The 25,038-nt window shown below is 60.6% G+C and carries 26 protein-coding genes and 1 pseudogene; 16 read left to right on the forward strand and 11 right to left on the reverse strand.

Annotated features, from left to right (window positions below):
• The 3 genes and pseudogenes from L972_RS22005 to L972_RS17160 form a co-directional block, all read left to right on the forward strand.
• A pseudogene (locus L972_RS22005) lies at positions 1-70 on the forward strand (transcriptional regulator); the annotation flags it as partial.
• Positions 71-133: 63 nt separating this feature from the next.
• Positions 134-643, forward strand: a complete 510-nt coding sequence (gene purE / locus L972_RS17155; RefSeq protein WP_047439822.1) for a 5-(carboxyamino)imidazole ribonucleotide mutase — start codon at positions 134-136, stop codon at positions 641-643.
• Positions 640-1,764 (forward strand): 5-(carboxyamino)imidazole ribonucleotide synthase, encoded by a 1,125-nt coding sequence (locus L972_RS17160; RefSeq protein WP_047439823.1) that lies wholly within the window; start codon positions 640-642, stop codon positions 1,762-1,764. Before purE ends, L972_RS17160 begins: the two co-directional genes overlap by 4 nt.
• A 73-nt stretch (positions 1,765-1,837) precedes the next feature.
• Here L972_RS17160 and L972_RS17165 read toward each other — a convergent pair whose 3' ends face one another.
• From L972_RS17165 to fabV, 6 genes are all read right to left on the reverse strand, one after another.
• On the reverse strand, positions 1,838-3,028 hold the full coding sequence (locus L972_RS17165; protein WP_040069602.1) for an L-lactate MFS transporter: 1,191 nt from the start codon (positions 3,026-3,028) through the stop codon (positions 1,838-1,840).
• 109 nt (positions 3,029-3,137) lie between these two features.
• Entirely contained in the window at positions 3,138-3,881 is a 744-nt protein-coding gene (locus tag L972_RS17170; protein ID WP_047439826.1) for a LytR/AlgR family response regulator transcription factor, read from the reverse strand.
• Positions 3,882-3,927: 46 nt separating this feature from the next.
• Positions 3,928-5,601 (reverse strand): sensor histidine kinase, encoded by a 1,674-nt coding sequence (locus tag L972_RS17175; protein ID WP_047439828.1) that lies wholly within the window; start codon positions 5,599-5,601, stop codon positions 3,928-3,930.
• 81 nt (positions 5,602-5,682) lie between these two features.
• Positions 5,683-6,867, reverse strand: coding sequence for an NAD(P)/FAD-dependent oxidoreductase (locus L972_RS17180; RefSeq protein WP_005339223.1), 1,185 nt, complete (start codon positions 6,865-6,867; stop codon positions 5,683-5,685).
• Positions 6,868-7,017: 150 nt separating this feature from the next.
• Positions 7,018-7,542 (reverse strand): non-heme ferritin, encoded by a 525-nt coding sequence (gene ftnA, locus L972_RS17185; protein ID WP_005339225.1) that lies wholly within the window; start codon positions 7,540-7,542, stop codon positions 7,018-7,020.
• 92 nt (positions 7,543-7,634) lie between these two features.
• Positions 7,635-8,822 carry an enoyl-ACP reductase FabV gene (fabV, locus tag L972_RS17190; protein ID WP_047439830.1) on the reverse strand — a complete coding sequence of 396 codons (1,188 nt, stop codon included), beginning with the start codon at positions 8,820-8,822 and terminating at the stop codon, positions 7,635-7,637.
• A gap of 401 nt (positions 8,823-9,223) precedes the next feature.
• Here fabV and L972_RS17195 point away from each other — a divergent pair, with 401 nt between their 5' ends.
• Both L972_RS17195 and trpS read left to right on the forward strand, forming a co-directional pair.
• Complete coding sequence (locus L972_RS17195; RefSeq protein ID WP_005339229.1) at positions 9,224-9,661, forward strand: universal stress protein; 438 nt, start codon at positions 9,224-9,226, stop codon at positions 9,659-9,661.
• A gap of 192 nt (positions 9,662-9,853) precedes the next feature.
• Positions 9,854-10,867 carry a tryptophan--tRNA ligase gene (gene trpS / locus L972_RS17200; protein WP_047439832.1) on the forward strand — a complete coding sequence of 338 codons (1,014 nt, stop codon included), beginning with the start codon at positions 9,854-9,856 and terminating at the stop codon, positions 10,865-10,867.
• On the opposite strand, the gene L972_RS17205 is transcribed toward trpS, so the two are convergent.
• Entirely contained in the window at positions 10,846-11,805 is a 960-nt protein-coding gene (locus L972_RS17205; protein ID WP_047439835.1) for a LysR family transcriptional regulator, read from the reverse strand. The genes trpS and L972_RS17205 overlap by 22 nt on opposite strands.
• A 91-nt stretch (positions 11,806-11,896) precedes the next feature.
• Here L972_RS17205 and L972_RS17210 point away from each other — a divergent pair, with 91 nt between their 5' ends.
• Both L972_RS17210 and L972_RS21530 read left to right on the forward strand, forming a co-directional pair.
• Positions 11,897-12,796, forward strand: a complete 900-nt coding sequence (locus tag L972_RS17210) for a DMT family transporter (RefSeq protein ID WP_005357113.1) — start codon at positions 11,897-11,899, stop codon at positions 12,794-12,796.
• Positions 12,781-12,942: a hypothetical protein gene (locus L972_RS21530; RefSeq protein WP_005339236.1), complete on the forward strand. Its 162-nt coding sequence runs from the start codon at positions 12,781-12,783 to the stop codon at positions 12,940-12,942. The genes L972_RS17210 and L972_RS21530 overlap by 16 nt, the downstream gene beginning before the upstream one ends.
• Before the next feature lie 124 nt (positions 12,943-13,066).
• Here L972_RS21530 and L972_RS17215 read toward each other — a convergent pair whose 3' ends face one another.
• On the reverse strand, positions 13,067-13,528 hold the full coding sequence (locus tag L972_RS17215; protein WP_081990752.1) for a DUF6314 family protein: 462 nt from the start codon (positions 13,526-13,528) through the stop codon (positions 13,067-13,069).
• 39 nt (positions 13,529-13,567) lie between these two features.
• Here L972_RS17215 and L972_RS17220 point away from each other — a divergent pair, with 39 nt between their 5' ends.
• A complete protein-coding gene (locus L972_RS17220; RefSeq protein ID WP_047439838.1) occupies positions 13,568-14,422 on the forward strand; it encodes a carboxylate/amino acid/amine transporter in 855 nt (284 codons plus the stop codon).
• Between the two features lie 6 nt (positions 14,423-14,428).
• On the opposite strand, the gene L972_RS17225 is transcribed toward L972_RS17220, so the two are convergent.
• Together L972_RS17225 and L972_RS17230 are read right to left on the reverse strand one after the other, a co-directional pair.
• Positions 14,429-15,292 (reverse strand): GGDEF domain-containing protein, encoded by an 864-nt coding sequence (locus L972_RS17225; protein WP_047439840.1) that lies wholly within the window; start codon positions 15,290-15,292, stop codon positions 14,429-14,431.
• A gap of 70 nt (positions 15,293-15,362) precedes the next feature.
• Positions 15,363-16,076, reverse strand: a complete 714-nt coding sequence (locus tag L972_RS17230; protein ID WP_047439842.1) for a 3-deoxy-D-manno-octulosonic acid kinase — start codon at positions 16,074-16,076, stop codon at positions 15,363-15,365.
• 222 nt (positions 16,077-16,298) lie between these two features.
• Here L972_RS17230 and L972_RS17235 point away from each other — a divergent pair, with 222 nt between their 5' ends.
• The 8 genes from L972_RS17235 to L972_RS17275 all read left to right on the forward strand — a co-directional run bounded on the left by L972_RS17235 (position 16,299) and on the right by L972_RS17275 (position 24,265).
• Positions 16,299-17,351 carry a glycosyltransferase family 9 protein gene (locus L972_RS17235; protein ID WP_047439899.1) on the forward strand — a complete coding sequence of 351 codons (1,053 nt, stop codon included), beginning with the start codon at positions 16,299-16,301 and terminating at the stop codon, positions 17,349-17,351.
• Positions 17,352-17,654: 303 nt separating this feature from the next.
• On the forward strand, positions 17,655-18,281 hold the full coding sequence (gene gmk / locus L972_RS17245) for a guanylate kinase (RefSeq protein ID WP_047439844.1): 627 nt from the start codon (positions 17,655-17,657) through the stop codon (positions 18,279-18,281).
• Between the two features lie 79 nt (positions 18,282-18,360).
• Complete coding sequence (rpoZ, locus tag L972_RS17250) at positions 18,361-18,636, forward strand: DNA-directed RNA polymerase subunit omega (protein ID WP_005307060.1); 276 nt, start codon at positions 18,361-18,363, stop codon at positions 18,634-18,636.
• Positions 18,637-18,767: 131 nt separating this feature from the next.
• Positions 18,768-20,885 (forward strand): bifunctional GTP diphosphokinase/guanosine-3',5'-bis pyrophosphate 3'-pyrophosphohydrolase, encoded by a 2,118-nt coding sequence (spoT, locus tag L972_RS17255; RefSeq protein ID WP_019446267.1) that lies wholly within the window; start codon positions 18,768-18,770, stop codon positions 20,883-20,885.
• Positions 20,886-20,929: 44 nt separating this feature from the next.
• Positions 20,930-21,661, forward strand: coding sequence for a tRNA (guanosine(18)-2'-O)-methyltransferase TrmH (gene trmH / locus L972_RS17260; protein ID WP_047439846.1), 732 nt, complete (start codon positions 20,930-20,932; stop codon positions 21,659-21,661).
• Positions 21,661-22,320 (forward strand): CatB-related O-acetyltransferase, encoded by a 660-nt coding sequence (locus tag L972_RS17265; RefSeq protein ID WP_047439847.1) that lies wholly within the window; start codon positions 21,661-21,663, stop codon positions 22,318-22,320. The genes trmH and L972_RS17265 overlap by 1 nt, the downstream gene beginning before the upstream one ends.
• Positions 22,320-23,360 (forward strand): alpha/beta fold hydrolase, encoded by a 1,041-nt coding sequence (locus L972_RS17270; protein WP_047439848.1) that lies wholly within the window; start codon positions 22,320-22,322, stop codon positions 23,358-23,360. The genes L972_RS17265 and L972_RS17270 overlap by 1 nt, the downstream gene beginning before the upstream one ends.
• An 89-nt stretch (positions 23,361-23,449) precedes the next feature.
• The gene (locus tag L972_RS17275; RefSeq protein ID WP_005339262.1) at positions 23,450-24,265 is read left to right on the forward strand and encodes a Cof-type HAD-IIB family hydrolase; all 816 of its coding nucleotides are present in this window, start codon (positions 23,450-23,452) and stop codon (positions 24,263-24,265) included.
• 34 nt (positions 24,266-24,299) lie between these two features.
• On the opposite strand, the gene L972_RS17280 is transcribed toward L972_RS17275, so the two are convergent.
• Positions 24,300-24,815, reverse strand: a complete 516-nt coding sequence (locus L972_RS17280; RefSeq protein ID WP_005339265.1) for a ricin-type beta-trefoil lectin domain protein — start codon at positions 24,813-24,815, stop codon at positions 24,300-24,302.
• Positions 24,816-25,038 lie beyond the last annotated feature (223 nt).

The raw sequence follows: 25,038 nt of genomic DNA on the forward strand, positions 1-25,038 counted from the left end.
CTACTACCCCGATTACGCCATGATCGCCTTTCTGCAGCCGGTCGAAATCGTGCGACCTGAAAAATTCTGAGCCGGCTTGCCGGCTCTTTTTGTTCACCGAAAGCAAACGTTTAACATCAAGGATTCAGAGAAAATGAACACCCCTCCCCTGATCGGCCTGGTAATGGGCTCCGACTCCGACTGGCCAGTGCTGCAGGCTGCCGCCCGTATCCTCAAGGAGCACGGCGTGCCCTACGAGGCGCAGGTAGTCTCGGCCCATCGCACCCCGGATCTGCTGTTCGAGTATGCCGCCACAGCCCGCGAGCGCGGCTTGCGCGCCATCATCGCCGGGGCCGGTGGCGCCGCCCATCTGCCGGGCATGGTCGCCGCCAAAACCACTCTTCCGGTGCTGGGGGTGCCTATCCCATCACGCCATCTCAAGGGGATGGACTCCCTGCTCTCCATCGTGCAGATGCCCAAGGGGGTGCCGGTCGCCACCTTCGCCATAGGCGAGGCGGGGGCTGCCAACGCCGCCCTGTTTGCGGTCTCTCTGCTCTCCGTTGCACAAGACGGCGACGCCCCCCGCTACCGGCAGCAGCTCGACGACTTCCGCACCCACGAGCGCGACCGGGTGCTGGCCCTCACGCTGGAGGAGCCGACATGATCCTGCCCCCCGCCACCCTCGGCATGCTGGGGGGCGGCCAGCTCGGCCGCTACTTCGTGATGGCCGCCCACCGCCTCGGCTACAAGGTGGTGGTGCTGGATCCCGACCCGGCCAGCATCGCCGGGGCCGCCGCCGATCACCATATTGTCGCCCCCTATGACGACCCGACCGCCCTGCACGAGCTGGCCAGCCGCTGCGAGGCCATCAGCTGCGAGTTCGAGAATGTGCCCGCCGCCACCCTCGCGCTGCTCGAACAACAAAAGCCGGTACGCCCGGCCGCCAGCGCGGTGCGCATCTGTCAGGATCGCCGTAAAGAGAAAGCCTTTCTGCGCGGAACCAACATCACAGTCGCCCCCTATCTGGCGCTACTGCCGGAAGAGCCTATCCCCGCACAGGCCAGTGAACTCTTACCCGCCATTCTCAAGACGGCCCGCGAAGGGTACGACGGCAAGGGGCAGTGGCAGGTGAGCAATCTGGATGAGCTGGCGAGCGCGCTGGCAGCCAGTGGCGTGCCCTGCGTGCTGGAAAAACGGCTGGCACTGGAGGGGGAGTTTGCCCTGGCCCTGGCGCGCAGTCCGGGCGGCGCCATCAGCGCCCTGCCGCTGGTACAGAACTGGCACAGCGGCGGCATCCTCTATCAGACTCGCTCCCCGGCCAATTTGCCGGCGCTGGAGAACGAAGCCAAAGGAATCGCTGAGCGACTGATTGCCGCCCTCGATTACGTCGGGGTGCTGACGGTGGAGTTCTTTCTGGTGGAGGGGCGACTGCTGGTCAACGAGCTGGCACCACGCCCCCACAACTCGGGCCACCCCAGCCTCGACAACGCTGCATGCAGCCAGTTCGAGTTGCAGGTGCGGGCCCTGTGCGATCTGCCGCTGCCAGAGCAGATCGCCGTGCGTCCCGCCCTGTTAATCAACCTGCTGGGGGATCTCTGGCAAAACGCCCCACCCGACTGGGCCACCCTGCTGGCGCTGCCCGGCCTGCATCTGCACCTCTACGGCAAGGGCGAACCCCGCCCCGGCCGCAAGATGGGCCATATCACGGTGACCGGTGACGACTGGCCAATGGTGGAGAAGACCTGCAGTCAGGCCCGCCAGCTGCTGGGGCTGGCGCCACGCTGATCGAGCATCGGAAATGCAAAGACCCGGGCATGGCCCGGGTCTCTGTTTTTGCTTGCTATGGCAGGGAGGCTTATCAGGCCCGCTCCACCGCTACCGGTGCCGGCAGGCGGATGGTGAGGGAGAGCACCAGCGCCACCACCAGCAACACCAGGATCAGGTGGAAGGTCGCCATAAAGCCGCCAAACAGGGAGGCCACGATGGAGCCGATGATGCTGCCCAGACCAAAGCCCAGATAGATGACGCCGTAGTTCTTGGTCAGGTTGTTGAGACCGAAGAAGTCGCTCACCAGCGAGGGGTAGACGGTGATGGTGCCACCGAAGCTGAATGCCACACAGGCGACCGCCACGAAGAACAGGTTGGCATTGAGCGGCACGAACAGCAGCAGCGCCATGCCCGCCAGGGTAATCAGCTGGGCGATGGTGATGACCCGGATGCGGGACATCTTGTCGGAGAGGATACCCAGCACCAGACGGCCACCCAGGTTGGCCATGGCGATGATGGCGACGGCGTTGGCGGCGACCACGGCAGGCAGACCCACCATCTTCTCGCCGATATCCTTGGCCACGCCGATGACGTAGAGGCCGCTCATGCAGGCGGTGAGGAACATCAGCGCCAGCATCCAGTACTGCGGCTTGCGCATCGCCTCGGCCAGGGTGAAGTCACGGCTCTCGCTCTGCTGCACGGAGGCGGCCTGCTTGGGCGCATCCTTCATCAGCATACCGCCCACCAACACCATGGACATGGCGATCAGCCCCCACAGCTGGAAGGTGGTCTCAAGGCCGGAGCTGGAGAGCAGCAGCAGGTTGATGTATTTGAAACCGAGACTGCCGAGGCCATAGGCACCGATGGAGCAGGCGGAGATGAGCCCCTTGCGCTCCGGGAACCACTTCACGCAGTTGGAGAGGGTCATCAGGTAACCGGTACCGTCGGCAAAACCGACCAGAATGCCCGCGCAGAGGTAGAGCATCGCCAGATTGCTGGCATGGGCGGTGAGGAAGAAGCCGATGCCGAGCAGCACGCCAGCACCCAGCGTCACGTTACGCACCCCGAACCGCTCCTGCAGCTTGCCCGCCATGGAGGAGGCAACTGCCAGCGACAGGCTGAGCAGGCCGAAAGCGAAAGCGACCTGACTCACCGGCTCGTCCAGCTTGTCGGAGAGCTGGGCGTTGAACAGGCTCCAGGTGTAGACGGAACCCAGTGCGAACTGGGTGATAATGGTACCGATCAGTGTCAGGTACCGGGTGCGATTCATCTCTTTGGTCATGATGCGTCTCGGTCGATGGCCTTAAGGAAATTGAGGCCACTATAGGCAAGACGCAGTTCGCGCCGATCGATTAAGGCATGAAATGCAGATCGGCGGGAATGAATGACAATCAGAGCCGCATCAGCTGACGGAACGCCTTGATGTTGCTGCGACTGACCGGCACTTCGAACGGCAGATCATGGAGCCGGATGAGATAGGTGCTGTTGAACCAGGGGACTATTTCGCGGATCTTGTTGATGTTGACGCAGTAGGAGCGGTGGCAACGGAAGAACCCCTCGGCAGGCAACCGGCTGACAAACTCGCTGATGGTCATGGTCATCACGTAGCGATCATCGCGGGTATAGACATAGGTGAGCTTCTCGTCGGCCTCGGCATAGTAGATCTGCTCGCAGGGGGTGACGATGATGCGCTCCCCCTTCACCAGATTGACGGTGCGATTGTGCGGGCTGTTCCCCTCGCCGCTCGCCTCCCCCGTGGTGGCTGGCTGCGACTTGCCCGCATGCTCGAGCTTTTGCAGCAGATTGATGATGCGGGGCTCGTTGTAGGGCTTGAGGATATAGTCGAACGCCTCCAGCTCGAACGCCTCCACCGCAAACTCCTTGTAGGCGGTAACGAAGACAATGTGGGGCGGGTGACTCGACTTGTGCAGGTTCTTGGCCAGCAGCAGGCCGTCGATGGAGGGGATCTGGATATCCAGAAACACCACATCCACCTCGTGATCCTGCAGGTATTTGAACGCCTCCAGCCCATCCTCGAAGCTCGCCACTATCTCGATCTGGCTGTGCTGATTCACCAGATAGATCAACTCCTCACGGGCCAGATACTCGTCTTCCACTATGATCGCTTTCAGCATGACAACACCTCTCGCAGCACACACTTATCCTCAACCATGATGGCACTCAGCATGGCATCGACTCCTGATCCGGCAGATAGAAACTCACTTCGGTACCCGGCTCCAGCCGCTTGAGGTGCAGGCCGTCGCCATAGAGCAGCTTGACCCTCTGATGCACGTTCATCAGACCGATGCTACGGCTCTCCACCCGACCGGCGGCCACCCCGTCGATCACCGCCTGACTGATGCCGTAACCTGTGTCTCGTACCGATACCCGGATGCCGCCCGCCAGCTGCTTCACCTCGATGGTGACCCGACCCGGCGCGCTGCGGGGCTGGATGCCGTGCAGGATGGCGTTTTCCACCAGCGGCTGCAACAGCAGGCTCGGTACCTGAATGTGCACATCGTCCACCTCGAATACCACCTCCAGCTTGTCGCCAAAGCGGGCCTGCTCGATGGCCACGTAGTCGCGCACCTGCTGCAGCTCCTCCTGAATGTCGATCAGTTCATCCCCCTTGTTGAGGTTGTAGCGCAGGTAGTCCGCCAGATTGGCGATCAGCTGGCGCGCCTGCTGGGGCCGAATGCGGATCAGCGACGAGATGGCGTTGAGGGCATTAAACAGGAAGTGCGGGTTGATCTTGCTCTGCAACGCGGTGAACTCCGCCTTGCGGGTCATCTCCTTGAGTTGCTCGATGCGCGACACCTCCATCTGGGTGGAGATGAGCTGGGAGAGGCCCACCGCCATCTCCCGCAGGGAGCTGGTGATGCTGTGGGTGCGGCGGTAATAGATCTTGAGGGTGCCGCTGACGGCGCCGTTCTCCCGCAGCGGAATAATGATGACCGAGTGGAAATCGGAGAGGTGATACTGGCGCAGATCGTTGTTGATGATGATCTGGTCGAGCAGCACCGCCTGCTGGGTCATGCCGCTGATGGCGTGGTGCTCGTCCAGCTCGTAGTAATCCTTGCCCACCCCGACATAGGCCAGCACGTCATGGGTATCTGTGATGGCCACCGCATCGGCGCTGATGTCGCGCCGGATCACATCGCACACCTGACTGAGGGAGTGGCGATCGATGTTCTGGAAGAAAGGCAGCGTCTTGTTGGCGATATCGAGCGCCAGCTTGGCCTGCTTGGCGGCAATCAGCTCCTTCTCGTCATCCAGATCCTGCACCAGCTTGATGATGAGACCGATGCAGAGCGCCCCGGCAATCATCGGATAGGCGATGTGGTTAACGATCTCCACCCCGACTTCGTGGGGCTCGGTCAGCAGCCAGATCAGCAGCATGGTCAGCCCTTCGCACAGCATCCCCGCCAAAATGCCGTAGAGCCAGAGCCGCGACTTGCGGCAGCGCAGGTGCAGCCAGGTGGCGAGCAGACCGGCGATAATACTGGCGATAAGGCAAGGGATGGAGGTGTGGCCATCCATGTCGATGAGGTAGCGGTGCAGACCGGAGATGACCCCAGCCGGAATGCCGACCCAGGGGCCAAACAGAATGCCGCCGGAGATAATGGCAATGATCCGCACGTTGATCAGCGCCCCCTCCACCGGAATGCCGGTGTAGGTACTGAACACCGCAAACAGGCCGAAGATGGAGGCTACCAGCACCAGCTCGGCCGGGGTGTGATCCCGCTTCTGGAACAGCCGCTGGAACGGCCGGGTGCGGGTCAGGAAGAAGAGGGTCATCAGCATCAGCGCTGCCCGCTCGAACACCGCCAACAACATCATCTGATTCTCAAGCATCTGCGCCCCCTTGCGGCAACCCAACCGATCACCCTAACCCTGACCAATAAATCGGGGCCGGATAAATCAGCCCCAACGACATCAACAGTACTGACCGGCCACCCAGCCGGAGGACCAGGCCCACTGGAAGTTGTAGCCACCGAGCCAGCCGGTCACGTCCACCACTTCGCCGATGAAGTAGAGGCCGGGCACCTTGCGTGCCTCCATGGTCTTGGAGGAGAGCTCATTGGTATCGACGCCGCCCAGGGTCACTTCGGCGGTGCGATACCCCTCGGTGCCGTTGGGCAGGATCTGCCAGTCACCCAGCAAATTGGCCACCGCTTCAAGCTCCCGCTCGTTGTATTGGCGCATCGGCTTGCTGACCAGCTGACCCAGCTCCACCAGCTTGTCGACGAAGCGCTTTGGCAGCTCGCGCCCCAGCACGGTTTTCAGCTCCTGCGCCGGGTGCGCCTGCGCCCATTCACGCAGGGCGGCCGGAATATCCAGCTCCGGCAGCAGGTTGATGTGGATCTTCTCACCCGCATGCCAGTAAGAGGAGATCTGCAGGATGACGGGGCCGGAGAGGCCGCGGTGGGTGAACAGCATCGCCTCCTTGAAGCGAGTGCCATCCTCGGCGGTCACCGCTACCGGCAGGCTGATGCCCGCCAGATCGGCAAACGCCTCTTTCTCCGCCTGATGGAGGGTGAAGGGCACCAGACCGGCGCGGGTCGGCAGCACCTTGAGGCCGAACTGCTCCGCCAGCTTGAAGCCATACGGGGTAGCGCCCAGCTTGGGCATGGAGAGACCGCCGGTCGCCACCACCAACGAATGACAGCCGATCTCACCCTTGCTGGTGGTCAACACAAAGCCTTCGTCCTGCTTGCTGACGGTGAGGATCTCGGTCTGGAACTGCAGGGTCACCCCGGCCCAGTCGCACTCGGTGAGCAGCACATCGACGATCTCCTTGGCGCTCTCGAGGCAGAACAGCTGCCCCAGGGTGCGCTCGTGATAGTTGACCCCGTGGCGATCCACCAGATCGATAAAGTCCTGCTGGGTGTAGCGAGCCAGCGCCGACTTGCTGAAGTGGGGATTCTCCGACAGGTAGGCGTGAGCGCCCGCCTGATGGTTGGTGAAGTTGCAGCGACCGCCGCCACTGATGAGGATCTTGCGGCCCGGCTTCTTGGCGTTGTCGAGCACCAGCACGGAGCGGCCACGGTAGCCCGCCTGCGCCGCACACATCAATCCGGCCGCACCGGCCCCGATCACCACCACATCGACCTGCTTCATCATCACTCACTTATCAAAATAGAAACGGCACCTGGCCAGAACCGAGATTGCCTCTGGCGGAACACAACCATAGTGGCTGCCCACCAGAATAAATAACGGCCCTTAAAAGGGCCGTTATTGTACTGGCTGAACACTAAGTGTCCACGACTATCAGGCGTTGCTGTCCATGATGCTAGCAGGGGCGCCCTTGGCCAGTTCGGCCAGCTCCTTGTCGATGAAGTAGAGGCCTTTGCCATCTTCACCCACCAGACCCAGACGGTCGACGATGCTCTTGAACAGCTTCTCCTCTTCATGCTGCTCGGCCACATACCACTGCAGGAAGTTGAAGGTGGAGTAGTCCTGGGTAGTGAAGGCTACGTGGGCCAAACCATTGATGCACTTGGTGATGTGGTACTCGTGCTCCAGGGTGGTACGGAACACGTCGCCCAGCGACTTGAACTCGTGGGGAGGGGCATCGATGGCGCCCAGCTTGGGCATGGCGCCAGTCTCGCTCACATAGGTGAACAGACGCTCCATGTGCTGGCGCTCCTCGACTGCGTGCTGGCGCAGGAAGGTCGCCGCCCCTTCAAAGCCCTTGTCTTCGCACCAGGCGCTCATCTGCAGATAGAGATTGGAGGAGTAGAACTCCAGGTTAATCTGCTCGTTCAACTTCTCGATCATGGCTTGGGCCAGCATCTTGTTTCTCCTCAGTGATTTGGTATCGATTGTCGCCACACTCCCGCCGCGAATCAACCCGCCAACGAGAGGGAGATCCCGTTTCTTTCAGCTCAGGGGGTCAGCTCCCTAAGGGAGGCGACATCCACCGGCGCAGCATAATCGACGCCCGGCAGCTCGAAGCCGTTGAGCTGCATGAAGTCCTGCCGCAGCCCGGCAAAGTCCCCCAGCCCGTGGAAATTGTCCGGCGTCACCTTGGGCCAGAGCGCCGAAACGGCGGCCTGAATGGCCGGGTCGAGCTCGTAGTCATCCATCCGGATCAGCCGGTTGCCATCGGCCACCACCCCATTGGCCCCATACATCTTGGCGGCAAACAGTCGCTGCATCTGCTCGATGCAGCCTTCGTGCACACCGCGCTCCTTCATCACCCCCATCAGCAGGCCCAGATAAACCGGCAGCACCGGAATGTAGGCGCTCGCCTTGGTTACCAGCGCCTTGCAGACCGACACCCAGGCATGGCCGCCAATCTCGGCCAGTTGCAGGTTGATGGTCTCGGCGGTGGCGTGCAGATGCTCCTTGGCATAACCGATGGTGCCATCCCGATAGAGGGGATAGGTGGACTCGGGGCCGATATAGGAGTAAGCCACGGTTTGCGCGCCGGGCGCGAGACAGTCGGCCTGCTGCAACGCCTGCATCCAGAGCTGCCAATCCTCGCCCCCCATCACGGTGACGGTGTCGCGGATCTCCTCCGGCGTGGCGGGCGCCAGCGACTGCTGCACCAAGGTATCGCGTTCCAGATCCAATCCCCAACCGCTGAACGGCTGGCCGGTGGTCTTGAGCACCGAACGCACTTGCGTGCCGTCGGGCAGCACCCGGATGCCGCTCGCGAGCGAATAGATCACCAGATCCACCTGCCCCAGCTGCTGGCGGATGGTGTCGATGGCCTGCTGGCGCATCCCGTCGGAGAAGGCATCACCGATCAGGTTGATGGCGATACGCCCCTCCTGCTCCGCCTCCTTGCGAAACCAGATGTTGTTGTACCAACCGGCGCTGCCCAATCCTTTGTCGGAAGGGCCGCGCTCGAAGGAGATACCAATGGTGTCGGCACCGGCACCAAAGGCGAGTGCAATGCGCGACGCCAGTCCAAACCCGGAGGAGGCACCCAGCACCAGCACCCGCTTGGGGCCGTTGAACGGGCCAGCGGCCTTGATCCGTTCGATCTGCTGCTGCACGGCGGCGCGACAGCCGATGGGGTGACAGTTGCGGGCAACACAACCTTGAATCTGGGGATGAATGATCATGGGAAGGCCTCCAAAGAAACTGGCTACAGCATAACCAAATCGAAAGAGATTAACTTGATGCCGGATCGCTATCAGTCAGAAAAGCAGCGGGAGATGAGGCAGAAAAACAAAAGGGAGCACGTGGCTCCCCAAAGCGGTATTCAGATGCTTTTTGTTGTTTTGTGTTCATTGCGAAGCACGGGCCCATCCTATGCCTCTCCCCCCTGAACGGCAAGCCGAGGGGTGTGACCGGCGTCAAACTCTTGTTTAATTTATAGGCAAATAGTGGTTAATAACTGAGTGGCTGACCCTGTGTCACACGTCATTAAACTCATTTAAATCCCAAAACTGTGCCTGAGGCACCATTTTAGTTTCAGCAGAGATTGGTATAGTGGGCTGAAGGATCGGTAAGGAGAACCCCCATGAGTGGAACAACCTATTACAAGCATATTCTGGCTGCGATCGACCTCTCTGAAGACAACCGCAAGGTGATCGACAAGGCGGTGGACAGAGCCCGCTCCAACGGCGCCAAGCTGTCGGTTATCCATGTCGATGTGGACCTCAAGGATCTCTACACCGAGATGATCGATATCGACATCGACAACGTGCAGGATCAGGTGATCGCCGAAGCGAAAGAGAAGCTGGAGGCATTTCTGGCCTCGGTGGACTATCCCATCGAGAAGAAGCTGGTGATATGCGGCGATCTGAGCGAGCGGGTCAATCAGGCGGTCAAGGAGTACGAGATCGACCTGCTGGTGTGCGGCCATCGCCAGAGCTTCTGGAGCCTGCTCACCTCCAGCGCCCGTCAGCTGATGAATACGGTGCCGTGCGATCTGCTGGTCGTCCCCTTGCAGAAGTAATGAAACCGGCGTAGTTTGATTTGCTATGAATATGACCGCATTCAATCACAACTACTGGTGGTGCTGCTCCTAAACAGGCGGCACCGCGTTTCTATTGTAAATTTCCCAAAGAAAACACCGTGACCGCCGAGAGGCGGTCAACTGTTTTTATCCCTTTGTCGCCTCCCGGCTCACCTAACTGGAGAGAGTGACATGCACAACCCCGTTATCCTGACTGGCGATCGTCCCACCGGCAAACTGCACATCGGCCACTATGTCGGTTCCCTGCGCCAGCGCGTCGAAGCCCAGCACCACTACCGCCAGTTCGTGATGATCGCCGACTTGCAGGCGCTGACCGACAACGGCCACAACCCGGCCAAGGTGACCGACAACGTACTGGAGGTGATGGCTGACTATCTGGCGGTCGGCCTCGACCCGGCCAAGACCACCTTCTGCCTGCAGAGCGCCCTGCCCGCCCTCGCCGAACTCACCTGCTACTACCTCAATCTGGTCAGCGTCGCCCGGCTGGAGCGCAACCCCACCGTCAAGGCGGAGATCCAGCAAAAAGGGTTTGAACGAACGCTGCCGGCCGGATTTCTGGTCTATCCGGTCAGTCAGGCCGCCGACATCACCGCCTTTCGCGCCAGTCATGTGCCGGTCGGGGAAGATCAGCTGCCGATGCTGGAGCAGACCAACGAGATCGTCCGCCGCTTCAACTCTCTGGTAGGCAAAGAGGTGCTGACCGAATGCCAGCCGATCCTGAGCGACACCGGCCGCCTGCCCGGCATCGACGGCAAGGCCAAGATGTCCAAGTCTCTCGGCAATACCATCGAGCTCGGCATGTCGGCGGAAGAGGTCAAACAGGCGGTGTTCGCCATGTATACCGACCCCAACCACCTCAAGGTGAGCGATCCGGGTCAGGTGGAGGGAAATACGGTGTTCGCCTATCTCGATGCTTTCCACCCCGACAAGGCGCTGGTCGCCGAGATGAAGGCCCACTACCGACGAGGCGGACTGGGGGACATGCGCTGCAAACAGGTGCTCAATGACTGCCTGCAGACCCGGCTCGCCCCGATGCGGGAGCGCCGGGCCGCGGCCATTGCCGACAAGAAGATGCTGCTGGAGCTGCTCTATCAAGGCACCGAGCAGGCTCGCATCATCACAGATGAGGTATTGGCGGAGGTGAAAAGCGCCATGGGGCTCGACTACTTCGCCAGCATCCGCTGAGCGGGAGTCCCGAGTGCATCGTCGCCATAGAGGTCGAACACCAGCTGGTGCAGCAGGCTCTTGAACCAGCCGATCGCCTCGTCGTGGGCGGTGAGCGGGTGCCCCGCCATAAGGTAGACGATGGGGATAGCGGGGTCGAGTTGATGCATCCGCAGCGGGTAGTAGCGGCAGAAGTGGCGCCCGATCATCTCGGGCACCACCACCAGATAGCGGCCGGTCGCCATCAGCGGCGGTACCGCCATAAAGCTCGGCAACCGCACGCCCAGCTCCCGCTCCACCCCGAAACGGGCCAGCCAGAGCTCCACCATCGCCTGACTGTGACCCCAGCTGGAGGTGTGGATGTGGGGACGGCTCACCAGCTCGACCGGAGTCAGCACATCGGGCAATTCGCTGCCAAGGGGCGACAGGCAGACCAGCGGGTTGTTGAACCACTCCTCCCGCCACAAGCGGGGTGAGAGATGATTCGCCCCGGCGAAACCGATCACCAGATCCAGCTCCCCCTTCTCCAGCTCCCGCTCGTAGTTGCTGTCGGCCAGCTCGCACACCTCAAGCCGACAGTGAGGGGCCTGCCGATGGAGCCTCTCCACCAGCATCGGCACCAGCCCGTGCTCCACCGAGCCCGGGGTAGCGATGCGGAAAATCCGCCGCGCAGTGGCGGGATCAAACCCCTTGGCCTGCCGCAATCCCTGCTCCAGCATCGCCAGCGCCTGACGAACCGGCCCAGCCAGCGCCTTGGCCCGCTCGGTCGGCATCATCTCGCGCCGACTCATCACGAACAGCGGGTCATCCAGCGCCACCCGCAGCCGCCCCAAGGCGTGACTGACAGTGGATTGGGACAAATGCAGCCGTTCGGCGGCACGGGTGACATTGCGCTCCTGCATCAGCATGTCGAATACGGCGAGCAGGTTGAGGTCGAGACGGGCGAGCGAGCTATCCATCGATATTAGCCATAGTTAAATGCCAACAATTCATTTTTACCATAGTAACAGATTGCCTAGAATGCGCTGGCTTAATACATCGGAGATTCAAATGCGTAGCTATCTGTTATTGCTGGCCATTGGCCTGCTGTGGGGTTCCCAATTCATTTTCATGCACCAGGCCGTTGCCGAGTTGCCCCCCATTCTGGTGGCTGCCGGTCGTGCCCTGTGCGGCAGCCTGACCCTGGGTCTGCTCTGCCTGTTCATGCGGCTCAAGAGTGAGCACACTCCGTGGCGCACCTATATGCTGATCGCCCTGCTGGATGCCACCATCCCCTTCATCATGGTCGCCTGGGGCCAACAGTATGTGGATAGCGCCATCGCCGCCGTGGTCATGGGTTGTATCCCGTTTGTGACCATTCTGGCTGCACCGCTGTTTATTTCTGGTGAAAGAATCACCAAAACCGGTCTGCTTTCCGTGATCATCGGCTTTGCCGGTGTACTCACCCTGTTCTGGCCGAAACTCTCCCAGGGCATGAACGCCGGCCTGCTCGGTGCCATGGCCATCCTGCTGGGTGCCAGCTGCTTCGCCATCGGCCTGCTGATGATCAAGCGCTTCGCCAAGGACCATCCGGTCGTGGTCGCCCGCAATATCCTGATCTCCTCGGCAATCCAGTTGCTGCTGGTCGCCCCCTTCATGGTTGATCTCGGCAGCCTGACCCTGCCGAGCACCCAGGCCCTGAGCGCGATTACCGTGCTGGGTACCCTCTGTACCGGTCTGGTCTACTTCCTCTACATGGCACTGATCCAGAAGGCCGGCCCGACGTTCGCCTCCTTCAGCAACTATCTGGTGCCGCTGTTCGGCGTGATGCTGGGTGCCCTGTTCCTCGGCGAGCAGATCCACCCCACCACCGGCGTGGCCCTGGCCCTGATCCTCGGCTCGGTCGCCATGAACCAGTGGGCGCAACAGCGTCGCATGCAGCGCGAGGTCTCCCTATGTCAGGCATCCTGACCACACTGTGCGGTGGTCTGGTACTGATTGCCGGCTGGCAGTATCGCCAGCGGCTGGCCGGGATCCTGGGCCTGCTGATGGTACTGCTGCCCTGGTTCTTCGATAGCAAGCTGCAAGCCATGCTGAGCTATGCCCTGAATGCCTGAAGTCCATCTCTGAATGTGTGACGAGAGTCTATCTCTCCTGTTTTTGGGACTGTTTTAAAAAACCTCCGATTTGTCCCCCGCTACCGGCGCTCTGCGCCGGTTTTTTTATACCTGCCAGCCGGCGTCAGATCAGATAGCGATAGCTGAGTCGCTCGTTCTTGCGCGGCCCGGTGATCTGCCAGCTCAGCAAGAAACCGCCGTCGATCTCGGTCAACTCGGCGCTGTAGTGATCCGCCCCGCACAGATGGGGTTCGGCGGTCAGCCAGCGGCCATCCCCCTGCGGCAGCAGCTCGAACAGTTCGACCGGCGCTTCATAACGCAAATGGGAGAGACGGATCCCCCGCTCGCTACGCTGCCACCAGAAGCTGTTATGCATGGCGAGTTCCCTGCCATAAGGCGTGGTGTAGCGACCCTGCTCGTTAAACAGCCAGCCACCCTGATGATCGGTCACCTGCACACGCCCCTCGCCCCGACCATTCCAGTCGGTCGCCGACCCCTCGCTATTGCTGGCGGTAAAGGAAAATGCTCCGACCTGTGGCAATCGCGCCCATAAACGCTGGATTGCCGCTTCCATCTCGGCCATCATAGCCCCCTTAAAATTGACAACTGACGATAAATCAAACACATGAACTACTTGATAGGGGTCACCCTGCTCTGGTCATTCTCCTTCAGCCTGATCGGGGTCTACCTCGCCGGTCAGGTGGATGCCTACTTCTCGGTGCTGACCCGCATCGCCCTCGCCAGTCTGGTGTTTCTCCCCTTCCTGCGCCGCCGCTGGCTGCGCCCCGACCTGGCGGCCAAGCTGATGGCGCTGGGCGCCATCCAGCTCGGCATCATGTATCTCTTCTACTACCACTCCTTCCTGCTACTGACGGTGCCGGAAGTGCTGGTCTTTACCATCTTCACCCCCATCTACGTCACCCTGCTCCACGATCTGCTGGAGCGCCGCTTCAAGCCTACCTATCTGTGGGGCGCCCTGCTGGCGGTGCTCGGGGCTGCCGTCATCCGCTTCGACGGCCTGACCGAAAGCTATGTGCTGGGATTTATGGTGGTGCAGGGGGCCAACCTCTGTTTCGCCCTGGGTCAAGTGGGCTACAAGGTACTGCTGGCAAGGGAGGCGGAGCAACCGCCGCAACTGGCGGTGTTCGGCTGCTTCTATCTGGGGGCGCTGGTGATCGCACTGCCCGCCTGGTGGCTGCTGGGCAAGCCGCAATATCCGACGTCAGGGTTGCAGTGGGGCATTCTGCTCTGGCTGGGGGTGGGTGCCTCCGGCCTCGGCTACTTCCTCTGGAACAAGGGGGCGACGCTGGTCACCAGCGGGGTGCTGGCCATCATGAACAATGCGCTCATTCCGGCCGGCTTGCTGGTCAATCTGCTGCTCTGGGGCAAGGATACCGACCTGACCCGACTGACCATCGGCGGCCTGCTGATGCTGGCCTCGCTCTGGGTCTGCCAGCGTGACAAGCGCAGCCTACCCTGACCGCACTCAGCCGACGACGGTGTTGTGCTCCCGTCTGGCCTGACTGTGACAGCTGGCCAGCCGGGCCAGCAGATGATCGAGCTGCTCGCCAGCCTGACTCTGCACCAGCCCGATGCTGACGGTGACCGGCCGCTGTGACAACAGGCTGGCATCGGCAATCTCGAGGCGCAGCCGCTCGGCGATCTCCAGCGCACTCATCCGCTCGGTCTGGGAGAGCATCAGGATAAAACCGTCCTCATCCCAGCGGGCGAAGGGATCTTCCCGCCGCAGCTCGTGGCGCACGATACGCGCCAGCTTGGCCAGCATGGCGTCGCAAGCCGCTTCGCCAAACAACTGCTGGATTTTGGCCATGTGATCGACCGAAAACTGCAGCAGACTGAAAGTGCCACTCTCGGTCGCCAGCCGCTCTTCAAGCAGTTGCTCGAAACGGCCACGGCTCTCCAGACCGGTCAGCGGATCGGTGCCATGTCGCTCCTCCACCAGCACGGCAGCGGGATCGAGGTGACGGACGACCCCCAGCAGATAACCCCGCTCATCACGACGTATCCGCTCTTCCAGCCGGATGTAGTGACCGTGATGATGCAGAATGCGGTATTCGAGGCGCAGACCGCTGCTGCGCCCGCTCTGGCAGGCGAGCAGGGCATCTTCCAGCCGGGCAACATCGTCGGGATGAACCCGATCCAACCAACCGAGATCATCCGGCCAGCACTCTCCCAATCCCAACAGGCGCAGGCAGGAGGGATCACGCTGCAGTCCATGTTGGGCTGACCAGCTCCAGATCCCCGCCTCCAGCAGCGCCATGGCATCAGACAGCAGACCCGGATCAAGCCGGGCAGTCACATCGACCAAAGGTGTCTTGAGCATTTCCATGGGGCGCCTCGAAACAGGATCTGAATACCAGCTCAATAAGTAACATTGGCGTTCACGCCGAGCAACAGGGTCAGAGCGCTTTTCCCTGATACCCGTTCATCAAGGTCTGCCAGTTCTCCGGTACGAAGTGGAAACTGGTATGCAGTTGAGACTCTTTATTGAATGAACGGAGCAAGCGTTCCAGATTGGCCTTCTGCCATTCACCGGGGGAGCGGATCGCACCCTTGTCAAAATCGATCACCCACACCTTGCCCTCTTTATCGAGCAGCAGGTTGTGGCTGTTGAGATCGGCGTGATAGACCCCGGCATCGTGCAGCTGACGCACTGTCTGACCTATCTTGTGCCACACCTCGGTCGCCACCGGCCCCTGCTTGAGCAGTGCCACCATATCCTTGGCACCGCGAATTCGCTCAATCAGGATATCGGCACGATAGAAGGGGCCCTGTTTGACCATGCGGGCACCAAACGGACGCGGCACCGGCAACCCCTGCTCACAAAGCTTGGCCAGCAGGGTGTATTCGGCCATGGCACGGCTCGACTCGACCCCTTCGAACCAGAAGCGATCCCGCACCACCTTGCCCACCATGCCGCCCCGATAGTAGTGGCGCAGCACCAGATGGCGGGACTCATCCTTGACGAACCAGGTCACCCCCCGCCCGATGGAGGTTCCCACCACCTGACGGTTGTTCTGCCACCAGGCAGGATCGAATAACTGGGGAGAGGGGTCGCGAAAGGCCCCTTCGGCATACCAGCAGATCTGGTTGTGTTCGGTCTGTACTCGCATCGTGGAGATCCCGCTCGGTGGGTCATGGATCGCAATTTTTCAATTGGCGATGAGGCTGCCGCTCTGGCATGCCCGCAATAGTGGCCTTTAATCAACGACGTGCAGAGACAGGTCATGGCGCTGGGCCCGGCCTATCCCGGCTGACGATTGTGCGCAATTTTACAATCCAGAGGGGAGTTTGCATAATGCCATCCACCCTTTTTGCCAGCCGTGCGCCACAACATGCCGCTATTTCAAACGCCCCCCTCCTCCATCTGCATCCTGCGGCTCTCCGCCATCGGGGATTGCTGCCACGCACTGGCGCTGGTGCGCGTCATCCAGCGGGAGTGGCCACAGACCCGTATCACCTGGATCACCGGCAAAATCGAGGCAACCCTGTTTGCCGATCTGCCCGGCGTCGAGGTGATCCCCTTCGACAAGAGCAAGGGGTGGCGCGGCTATCGCGATCTCTGGCATACCCTCAAGGGGCGCAAATTCGATGCCCTGCTCCACCTGCAGGCGGCGATGCGGGCCAGCATTGCCACCCTCGGCATCAGCGCCAAGGTCAAACTCGGGTTTGATCGGGAGCGGGCCAACGACGGCCAGTGGCTGTTCACCAACCACAAGGTGCCTTCGCCTGCCTCCCCCCATGTGCTGGACGGTTTCCTCGCCTTCGCCAAAGAGCTTGGCATCAAGGATCTGACCCCGGACTGGCAGCTGCCCATCAGCGCCGAACATCAGGCGTGGGCAAGGGAGAAGATTGGCGGCAAACCGACTCTGCTTATCTGCGCAGCCGCCAGCAAGGCATTCAAAAACTGGACTGCCGCAGGCTATGCCGCGCTGGCAGATCACGCCGCCAACAAGGGCTTTCAGGTCTATCTCTGTGGCGGGCCTGCCAAACTGGAGCGGGATCTGGCTGCCGAGATCCGGCAACTCAGCCAGAGTAAACCGGTCGATCTGGTGGGGCAAACCAACCTCAAGCAGTTATTGGCGCTGATTGGCGAGGCGAGTCTGGTACTGGCCCCCGATACCGGCCCCACCCATATGGCCACCATAGTGGGCACGCCGGTGATCGGCCTCTATGCCCACCACAATCCGGCCCGCACCGGCCCCTATCTCTGCCGCGACTACGTGGTAAGCGTCTATCAGAAGCTGGTCGAGCAGGAGACCGGCAAGCCGCTGGCCGAATTGAGCTGGCGCACCCGTCTAAAAGACCCGGAGGCCATGCGAAAAATCACCAGCGAGCAGGTGATCGCCGCCTTCGATCGGCTCTGTGCCGATCGTCAGCTGCCGTAGTGACAGGGCACCTCGGGAATTCCGAGCCATCAGGCAGGGATAACCTGATAGCCTCTGCCCTCAGCCAAAGGCACAATGCAGGCTGATGTGGGTTACGCTCCCGCAGCAAGCTACGAATACTTTGATCGGCTGGAATATGATTCCGGCCGTTTTTTTATTCGCCGCATTCTGGTAAAATTCGCCGCCTTTACATCCTCCTGACTCAAGAATTTTCCGCGTTTTGCGTTTGGCTGTCTCCCTTTCGGGCACAAGACGGCGGTCTCTGCTACAACCAAAACAGCGGTTTCGATTAAAGGTAATAATATGGCGCAACAAGGCACTCTCTATATCATCTCTTCTCCGAGCGGCGCGGGTAAATCCAGTCTGCTCAATGCCTTGCTGACCAACCACAATCAAGCTGGCAAGATGCAGCTGTCGGTTTCCCACACCACTCGCGCCACCCGTCCTGGCGAAGAGCACGGCGTACACTACCACTTCGTTCAGGTGGAAGAGTTCAAGGCGCTGATCGAGCGTGGTGATTTTCTGGAATGGGCCGAAGTGTTCGGCAACTACTACGGCACCTCACGCGCCGCCATCGAAGCCTGTCTGGCGCAGGGGATCGACGTATTCCTCGACATCGACTGGCAAGGTGCCCGCCAGATCCGCGAGCAGATGCCGACCAAATCCATTTTCATCCTGCCCCCCAGCCGCGAAGAGCTGGAACGCCGCCTGATTGGGCGCGGTCAGGACAGCGCCGAAGTGATTGCCGGCCGGATGGCGAAAGCCATTGCCGAAATGGTGCACTACGACGAGTATGACTATGTCATTATCAACGAAGACTTCGAGCAGGCGCTGTTCCAGCTCAGGTCCATTATTGAGTGCCAACGGCTGGAGATGCGTCACCAGCAACAGGCTCAAAAAAACTTGCTGCAACAGCTACTGGCAGAGTAAGCCAAAAACAAGTAAACTTTTGCGTCATTTTTAAACACTGCTTTTCTAAATACAGAAAGCCCAAACACTGGAGTCCTGCATGGCACGCGTTACTGTAGAAGATGCTGTAAAACAGGTAGGTAACCGTTTTGACCTGGTGCTGGTCGCCGCGCGCCGCGCTCGTCAAATCGCGGTACAAGGCAAAGATCCCCTGGTCGACGAAGAGAACGACAAGCCGACTGTGATCGCCCTGCGTGAGATCGAGCTGGGTCTGGTGAACAATCAAGTGATGGACACCCAGGACCGCTACGAACAGCAAGAGCAGGAAGCCGCCGAGCTGGCTGCCGTTGCTGCCATCGCCGAAGGCCGCGGTTAAGTTATTCCTCCGGTTGGCACCCGCCCGGGTGCCGACTGTTCATCCCCATTTACAACCGCTCGAAAACCTCGCAAACTCAGGGCTATACCCTCAATTCCACGAATTGCCGTTTTACCGCTGCGGGGACTGTCTTGTATTTATTTGAAAACCTTAAAGAAATAGCCAGTTCCTACCTGCCACCCGAGCAGGTTGAGAAGCTCAAGCAAGCCTATGTGGTGGCCCGTGATGCCCACCAGGGCCAGATGCGTTCCAGTGGCGAACCCTATATCACCCACCCTGTTGCCGTTGCCCGAATCCTGGGTGACATGCGCCTCGATCATGAAACCCTGATGGCCGCCGTGCTGCACGACGTCATCGAAGACACCTCTGTCACCAAGGCCGATCTGGCCGAACAATTCGGCAATGCGGTTGCAGAACTGGTGGCCGGGGTCTCCAAGCTCGACAAGCTGAAGTTTCGCGATCGCAAAGAGGCGCAGGCCGAGAACTTCCGCAAGATGGTGATGGCGATGACCCAGGATATCCGGGTCATTCTGATCAAGCTGGCCGACCGCACCCACAATATGCGCACCCTGGGCTCCCTGCGCCCTGACAAGCGCCGCCGTATCGCTCGGGAAACCCTCGAAATCTTCGCCCCCATCGCCAACCGCCTCGGTATTCACACCATGAAGAACGAGCTGGAAGAGCTGGGCTTCGAGGCGCTCTATCCGATGCGATCCCGCGTGCTGCGCGAATCGGTGCGCCGCGCCCGTGGCAATCGCCGCGAGATCATCGACTCCATCCAGAGCGAAATCAGCGGTCGCCTTAAAGAAGCGGGGATCGAGCATCAGGTCAGTGGCCGCGAGAAGAATCTCTTCTCCATCTACAACAAGATGGAGAAAAAAGAGCTGCAATTTCATGAGGTAATGGATATCTACGCCTTTCGGGTCAAAGTGAAGGACATAGATACCTGTTACCGGGTGCTGGGGCAGATGCATAGCCTCTACAAACCGCGCCCCGGCCGCTTCAAGGATTACATCGCCATCCCCAAGACCAACGGCTACCAGTCGCTGCACACCTCGCTGGTGGGGCCGCACGGAGTGCCGGTCGAGGTACAAATTCGCACCGAGTTCATGGATCAGATGGCCGACAAAGGGGTTGCCGCCCACTGGGCCTACAAGCAGGATGGCGACAGCTCGGGCACCACTGCCCAGATCCGCGCCCAGCGCTGGATGCAGAGCCTGCTGGAATTGCAGCAGAGCGCCGGCAGCTCCTTTGAATTTATCGAAGGGGTCAAGACCGACCTCTTCCCCGACGAGATCTACGTGTTCACGCCGGAAGGGCGCATCATGGAGCTGCCCGCTGGCGCCACGCCGGTGGACTTCGCCTACACGGTGCACACCGACATCGGCCACGCCTGCGTCGGTTCGCGGGTCGACCGCCACCCCTACCCGCTCAGCAGCCCGCTGCACTCGGGCCAGACGGTGGAGATCATCACGGCGCCGGGCGCCCGCCCCAACGCGGCCTGGCTCAACTTTGTGGTGACCACCAAGGCACGCTCCAAGATCCGCCAGTTCCTCAAAAACCTGCGCACCGAAGAGTCGGTGGTGCTGGGTCGCCGCCTGCTCAACCATGCGCTGGGCGCCAAGAATATCGAAGACATCCCCGAGCCGCGCATCAAGCAGGTGCTGGCCGATACCAAGCATGAGAACCTGCAGGGGCTGCTGGCCGATGTGGGCCTCGGCAACGCCATGAGTGTCATGGTGGCGCGCCGCATGCTGGGGGATGAACTGCCGCCGGAAGAGCAACCCAAGTCCAGCAGCAAGAAGATGCCGATCAAGGGTGCCGATGGCATGCTGGTCACCTTCGCCAACTGCTGCCGTCCGATCCCGGGAGATGCCATCATCGCCCACATCAGCCCGGGCAAGGGTCTGGTGATCCATCAGGAAGCCTGTCGCAACATCAAGGGCTACAGCAAGGAACCGGACAAATACCTGCCAGTGCAGTGGGAAGTGGACAAGGAGCAGGAACAGGAGTTCCGCACCGGCATCAGCATCGAGATCGTCAACCATCAGGGTGCGCTGGCCGAGCTGGCCAACGTGATTGCCGCCACCGGCGCCAACATTCACGCCATTAGCACCGAAGAGAAGGATGGCCGGGTCTATCAGGTCAGCCTGCTCATCACCACCAAGAGCCGCATCCACCTGGCCAACATCATGCGCAAGATCCGCGTGATGCCCAACGTGCTCAAGGTGAGCCGACAGAAGAACTGAACACAGGCGGCGCAAGCCGCCTGCTGCTTTTATAGAGACAAGCCATGACCCCCGAACGCTTCAAGCGCATCACCGACATGCTGGCCCAGCGTCAGCTCGATTTGACCGTCTGCATGGAAGAGGTCCACAAACCTCACAATCTGGCCGCCATCGTGCGTACAGCCGATGCCATCGGCATCCACCGGGTACACGCCGTCTGGCCCAAAACCTGGATCCACAAGCGAAAAGGCACCGCCCGCGGCAGCCAGAACTGGGTGGATGTAAAACTGCACCCGGATATCGGCACAGCCGTTGCCGAGCTTAAAGCCTCCGGCATGCAGATCCTGGCGACTCACCTCTCCGACAGCTCGGTCGATTTTCGCGCCATCGATTACACCAAACCGACCGCCATTCTGGTGGGTCAGGAGAAGCATGGCATCGGTGAGGAGGCGCTGGCACTGGCCGATCACCATATCGTCATTCCCATGGTGGGCATGGTGCAGTCCCTCAACGTCTCGGTGGCTGCCGCCGCCATCCTCTACGAGGCGCAGCGCCAGCGCGAGCTGGCCGGTTGCTATCAACGCGGCTGCCCGCTCACGCTTGAAGAGCAGAACACTATCTTGTTCGAGGGGGGCTACCCCATCTATGCCCAGCTCTGCAAAGAGAAAGAGATGCCCTACCCCCAGCTCGGCCCGGCCGGTGAAATTCTGGCGGACGAAGAGTGGTGGCAACGGATGCAGCTGACCCGCAAAGGGTGGGCGCAGCAGAGCGAGCAGGACGATCCGCAGGAGGAGTGATGGAGAACCCTTTTGGCAGCTGGCTGGAATCGCAAATCATCCGGGATCACCTGACCAACCCGAACATAGAGGCCGGCGACTACAGCTACTACTCCGGCTACTACCACGGTAAGCCGTTCGAGGATCACTGCGTCCGTTACCTGCTCGGCGATGGCTCGACCCGCGACACCTGGGAGAGCGGCCTCTGGGGCGAGGTGGACCGGCTGATCATCGGCAAGTTCTGCTCCATCGGCTCGGGCGCCACCTTCATGCTGGCGGGCAATCAGGGCCACCGGCTGGATTGGGTCTCCACCTTCCCGTTCAACCCCGACACCTTTGGCGGAGGGGCCCGCAGCGGCTTTCTGCGCAAGGGAGACACCCGGATTGGCAACGATGTCTGGATCGGCTCGGAAGCGATGATCATGCCCGGCATCACCATAGGTGACGGCGCCGTCATCGCCACCCGCGCCGTGGTAACCAGGGATGTGGCCCCTTACACCATAGTCGGCGGCAACCCGGCCCAACCGATCCGCCATCGTTTCAGCGATGAGCAGATCCTCATGCTGCAAGAGATGCAGTGGTGGGACTGGCCCCTGCCTCGCTTGCAAGCCTGCATGGCGCTGCTCTGCTCGGGGGATATCGCCGCCCTTTATCACCATTGGCAACAGGAGTGTGCCTGATGAAACCCCTCTCTCTTTCCCTGTTGGCCCTGACCCTGTTTTCTGCCGGAGCCCTTGCCGTGACCAATACCTATCAGCTCACCAGCGAAGCCGATGTACCCAGCCTCTATCAGCAAACCCTGCCCGACTTCTGGCGCCAGCATGCGGTTGAAGGGGAGTTCAAGGGCAAGGACGGGGTGACCATCCGCTATGCCGCGCTACGGCAAGCCAAGGTCGATCGCGCCATCCTCATCGTCAATGGCCGGGTTGAGAGTTACCTCAAGTATCAGGAGCTGGCGTGGGATCTCTGGCGTCAGGGCTACAGCCTCTATCTCATCGACCATCGCGGTCAGGGGATGTCTGGCCGGATGCTGGATGACCCGCAGAAGGGATATGTCGACCAGTTCGACGATTATGTGGTCGATCTCAAGCAGTTTCACGACCAGATCATCATGACGGACCAACCTGCCAAGCTGTTCCTGCTGGCCCACTCCATGGGCGGTGCCATCTCGGCCTGCTATCTGGAGCGCTGGCCGGATGATATCAAGGCGGCCGTGCTCTCCTCCCCCATGCTGGGCATCAATCTCGGCGGTCTGCCCAAGTGGCTGGCCAAGGGATTGGCGAGCACCATAGGCACGGTCGGCGGCTGGCTTGGCGAGCCTCCCTACGGCCCCGGTCAGGGCGCCTATCAGGATCACGGCTTTGCCGACAACGAGCTGACTCACAGTCAGTCCCGCTATCAGGCGTTCCGCCAAATCTACGAACAGCACCCGCGGATCAAGCTGGGTGGCGCGACCGCGCACTGGATTTATCAGGGGATCACCGGTGCCGATGCCGCCATCGCCGATGCGGGCGCCATCAAAACCCCGCTGCTGGTGCTGCAAGCTGGCAACGACAGCGTGGTGGACAATGCCGCGCAGGATCGCTTCTGCACCATTGCCAAGTGCGAAGGGGGCAAACCGCTGCGCATCGAGGGTGCCTGGCACGAGCTGTTTATCGAATCCGATGACAAGCGCCAGCCCGCCCTGACCGCGATGGTCGACTTTTTCGCCCGCTTCTGAGCTGGCTATTTTTTGTAACCCTAAATAAATGGGGTGACAGTGTGGGCTAAGGTAAACTGCCCCTGTTTTCAATCGATGCCGAGGTAATGATGTTCAAGGTAGTTGTATCCGATCTCGATGGCACTCTGCTCAACAAGCAGCACCAGATCTCTCCCCGTACCCGGGATACCCTGCACCGCCTGGTAGAACAAGGTGTGAAATTCGTGGTCGCCACCGGCCGTCATCACGTTGACGTACGCAGCTTCCGCGATGCGCTGGGGATGGACATCTACCTCATTACTTCCAATGGCGCCGTGGTCCATGACAAACAGGACCAGCTGATTTTCAACCAGCCGCTGCCGACCGAGATCGCCGCCGAACTGATTGCCCTGGAGCGCGACCCCTCTATCCACCTCAATGTCTATCAGGGTGATGACTGGGTGGTGGAAGAGGAGCTGCCCTGGCTGCTGCAGTTCCACGACGAGTCAGGGTTCACCTACCGTCTGGTCGATGACCTGAAACAGGAACCGAAAGAGCAGATCAACAAGGTGTTCTACATCGGCGACCACGAGAAGCTGCTGAAGATCGAGGCGCACCTCAACCAGCGCTATGGCGATCAGCTCAACGTCACCTTCTCATTGCCGGACTGCCTCGAAGTGATGCACGCCGGGGTGCATAAGGGCAATGCTGTGCGAGCCGTGCTGGAGCAGAACGGGTTCGACATGTCGGAGGCGATCGCCTTCGGCGATGGCATGAACGACTTCGAGATGTTGACCATGGTGGGACGCGGCATCGTGATGGGCAACGCCCATGATCGCCTGAAAATGGCGCTGCCGGAGTATGAGCAGACCCTCACCTCTGACGAAGATGGCGTTGCCGTCTATCTGGAGAAACTGTTCGAGCTGGAGAGCGTCAGCGCCGCCTGATCCTCTTCATCCCGACATCCGATTCAGCAAAGCCTCACCATGTGAGGCTTTGTTTTTTCAGGGTCTCCAGCCAGGGATTGGGCCGCTGCCAGCTGAAGCTCTGGTTCGCTCCGCCGTAGCATTCAGCCAGCCGCAGCGGCGTGCCGGGGGTATGGCGTCTCCCAGCCACATCGAGGCAGCGGGAGACCTTGCTGTTGAACAGCCTGTCTTTCTGCCACTCCCACTGCGCCTGACCGTCACAGGGTGCCAGCATCACTTCGCTGTCGTTTTTGGCTTGCAAACAGAGATCCTGCAGGCGCAACTCACCCAGATCCCACTCGAACAGTTGATCGTCTTTTCCGCTGCAAGGTTGTGCCAACACCTTCTGTTGGGACACCGCAACGCAAAAATCACCGCTGGTCAGCAAGGGGGAGAGAGAGCGCTCCTCCTGCGGTTGTGATGCAATGGAGCCCATCATCACATCGGTGGATGGCGGCTTGATGGTACAGCCACCCAGCAGCAAGGCAGCCAGCAGGGCGGGAGAGCAAGCAAAGGAAATTTTGTTATTCATGGAAAAATGCCTGAAATGGGCCGATGACATCCGGTTGTCAGTGACTCGAGGCTGAAGCATAACCGAAAGGCAGGGCGCGCTGCCCAAATAGAGTGTAAACAGACGTAACAGGGAGAGAGTACTGGCCCAGCGGAGGCCAGAAAGCAAAAAACCCCGCAGAAGCGAGGTTTTTCTAAATGTGGTCGGTGATAAAGGATTCGAACCTTTGACCCTCTGGTCCCAA

The sequence above is a fragment of the Aeromonas sp. ZOR0001 genome (assembly GCF_000801015.1).
Lineage (GTDB): Bacteria > Pseudomonadota > Gammaproteobacteria > Enterobacterales > Aeromonadaceae > Aeromonas > Aeromonas veronii.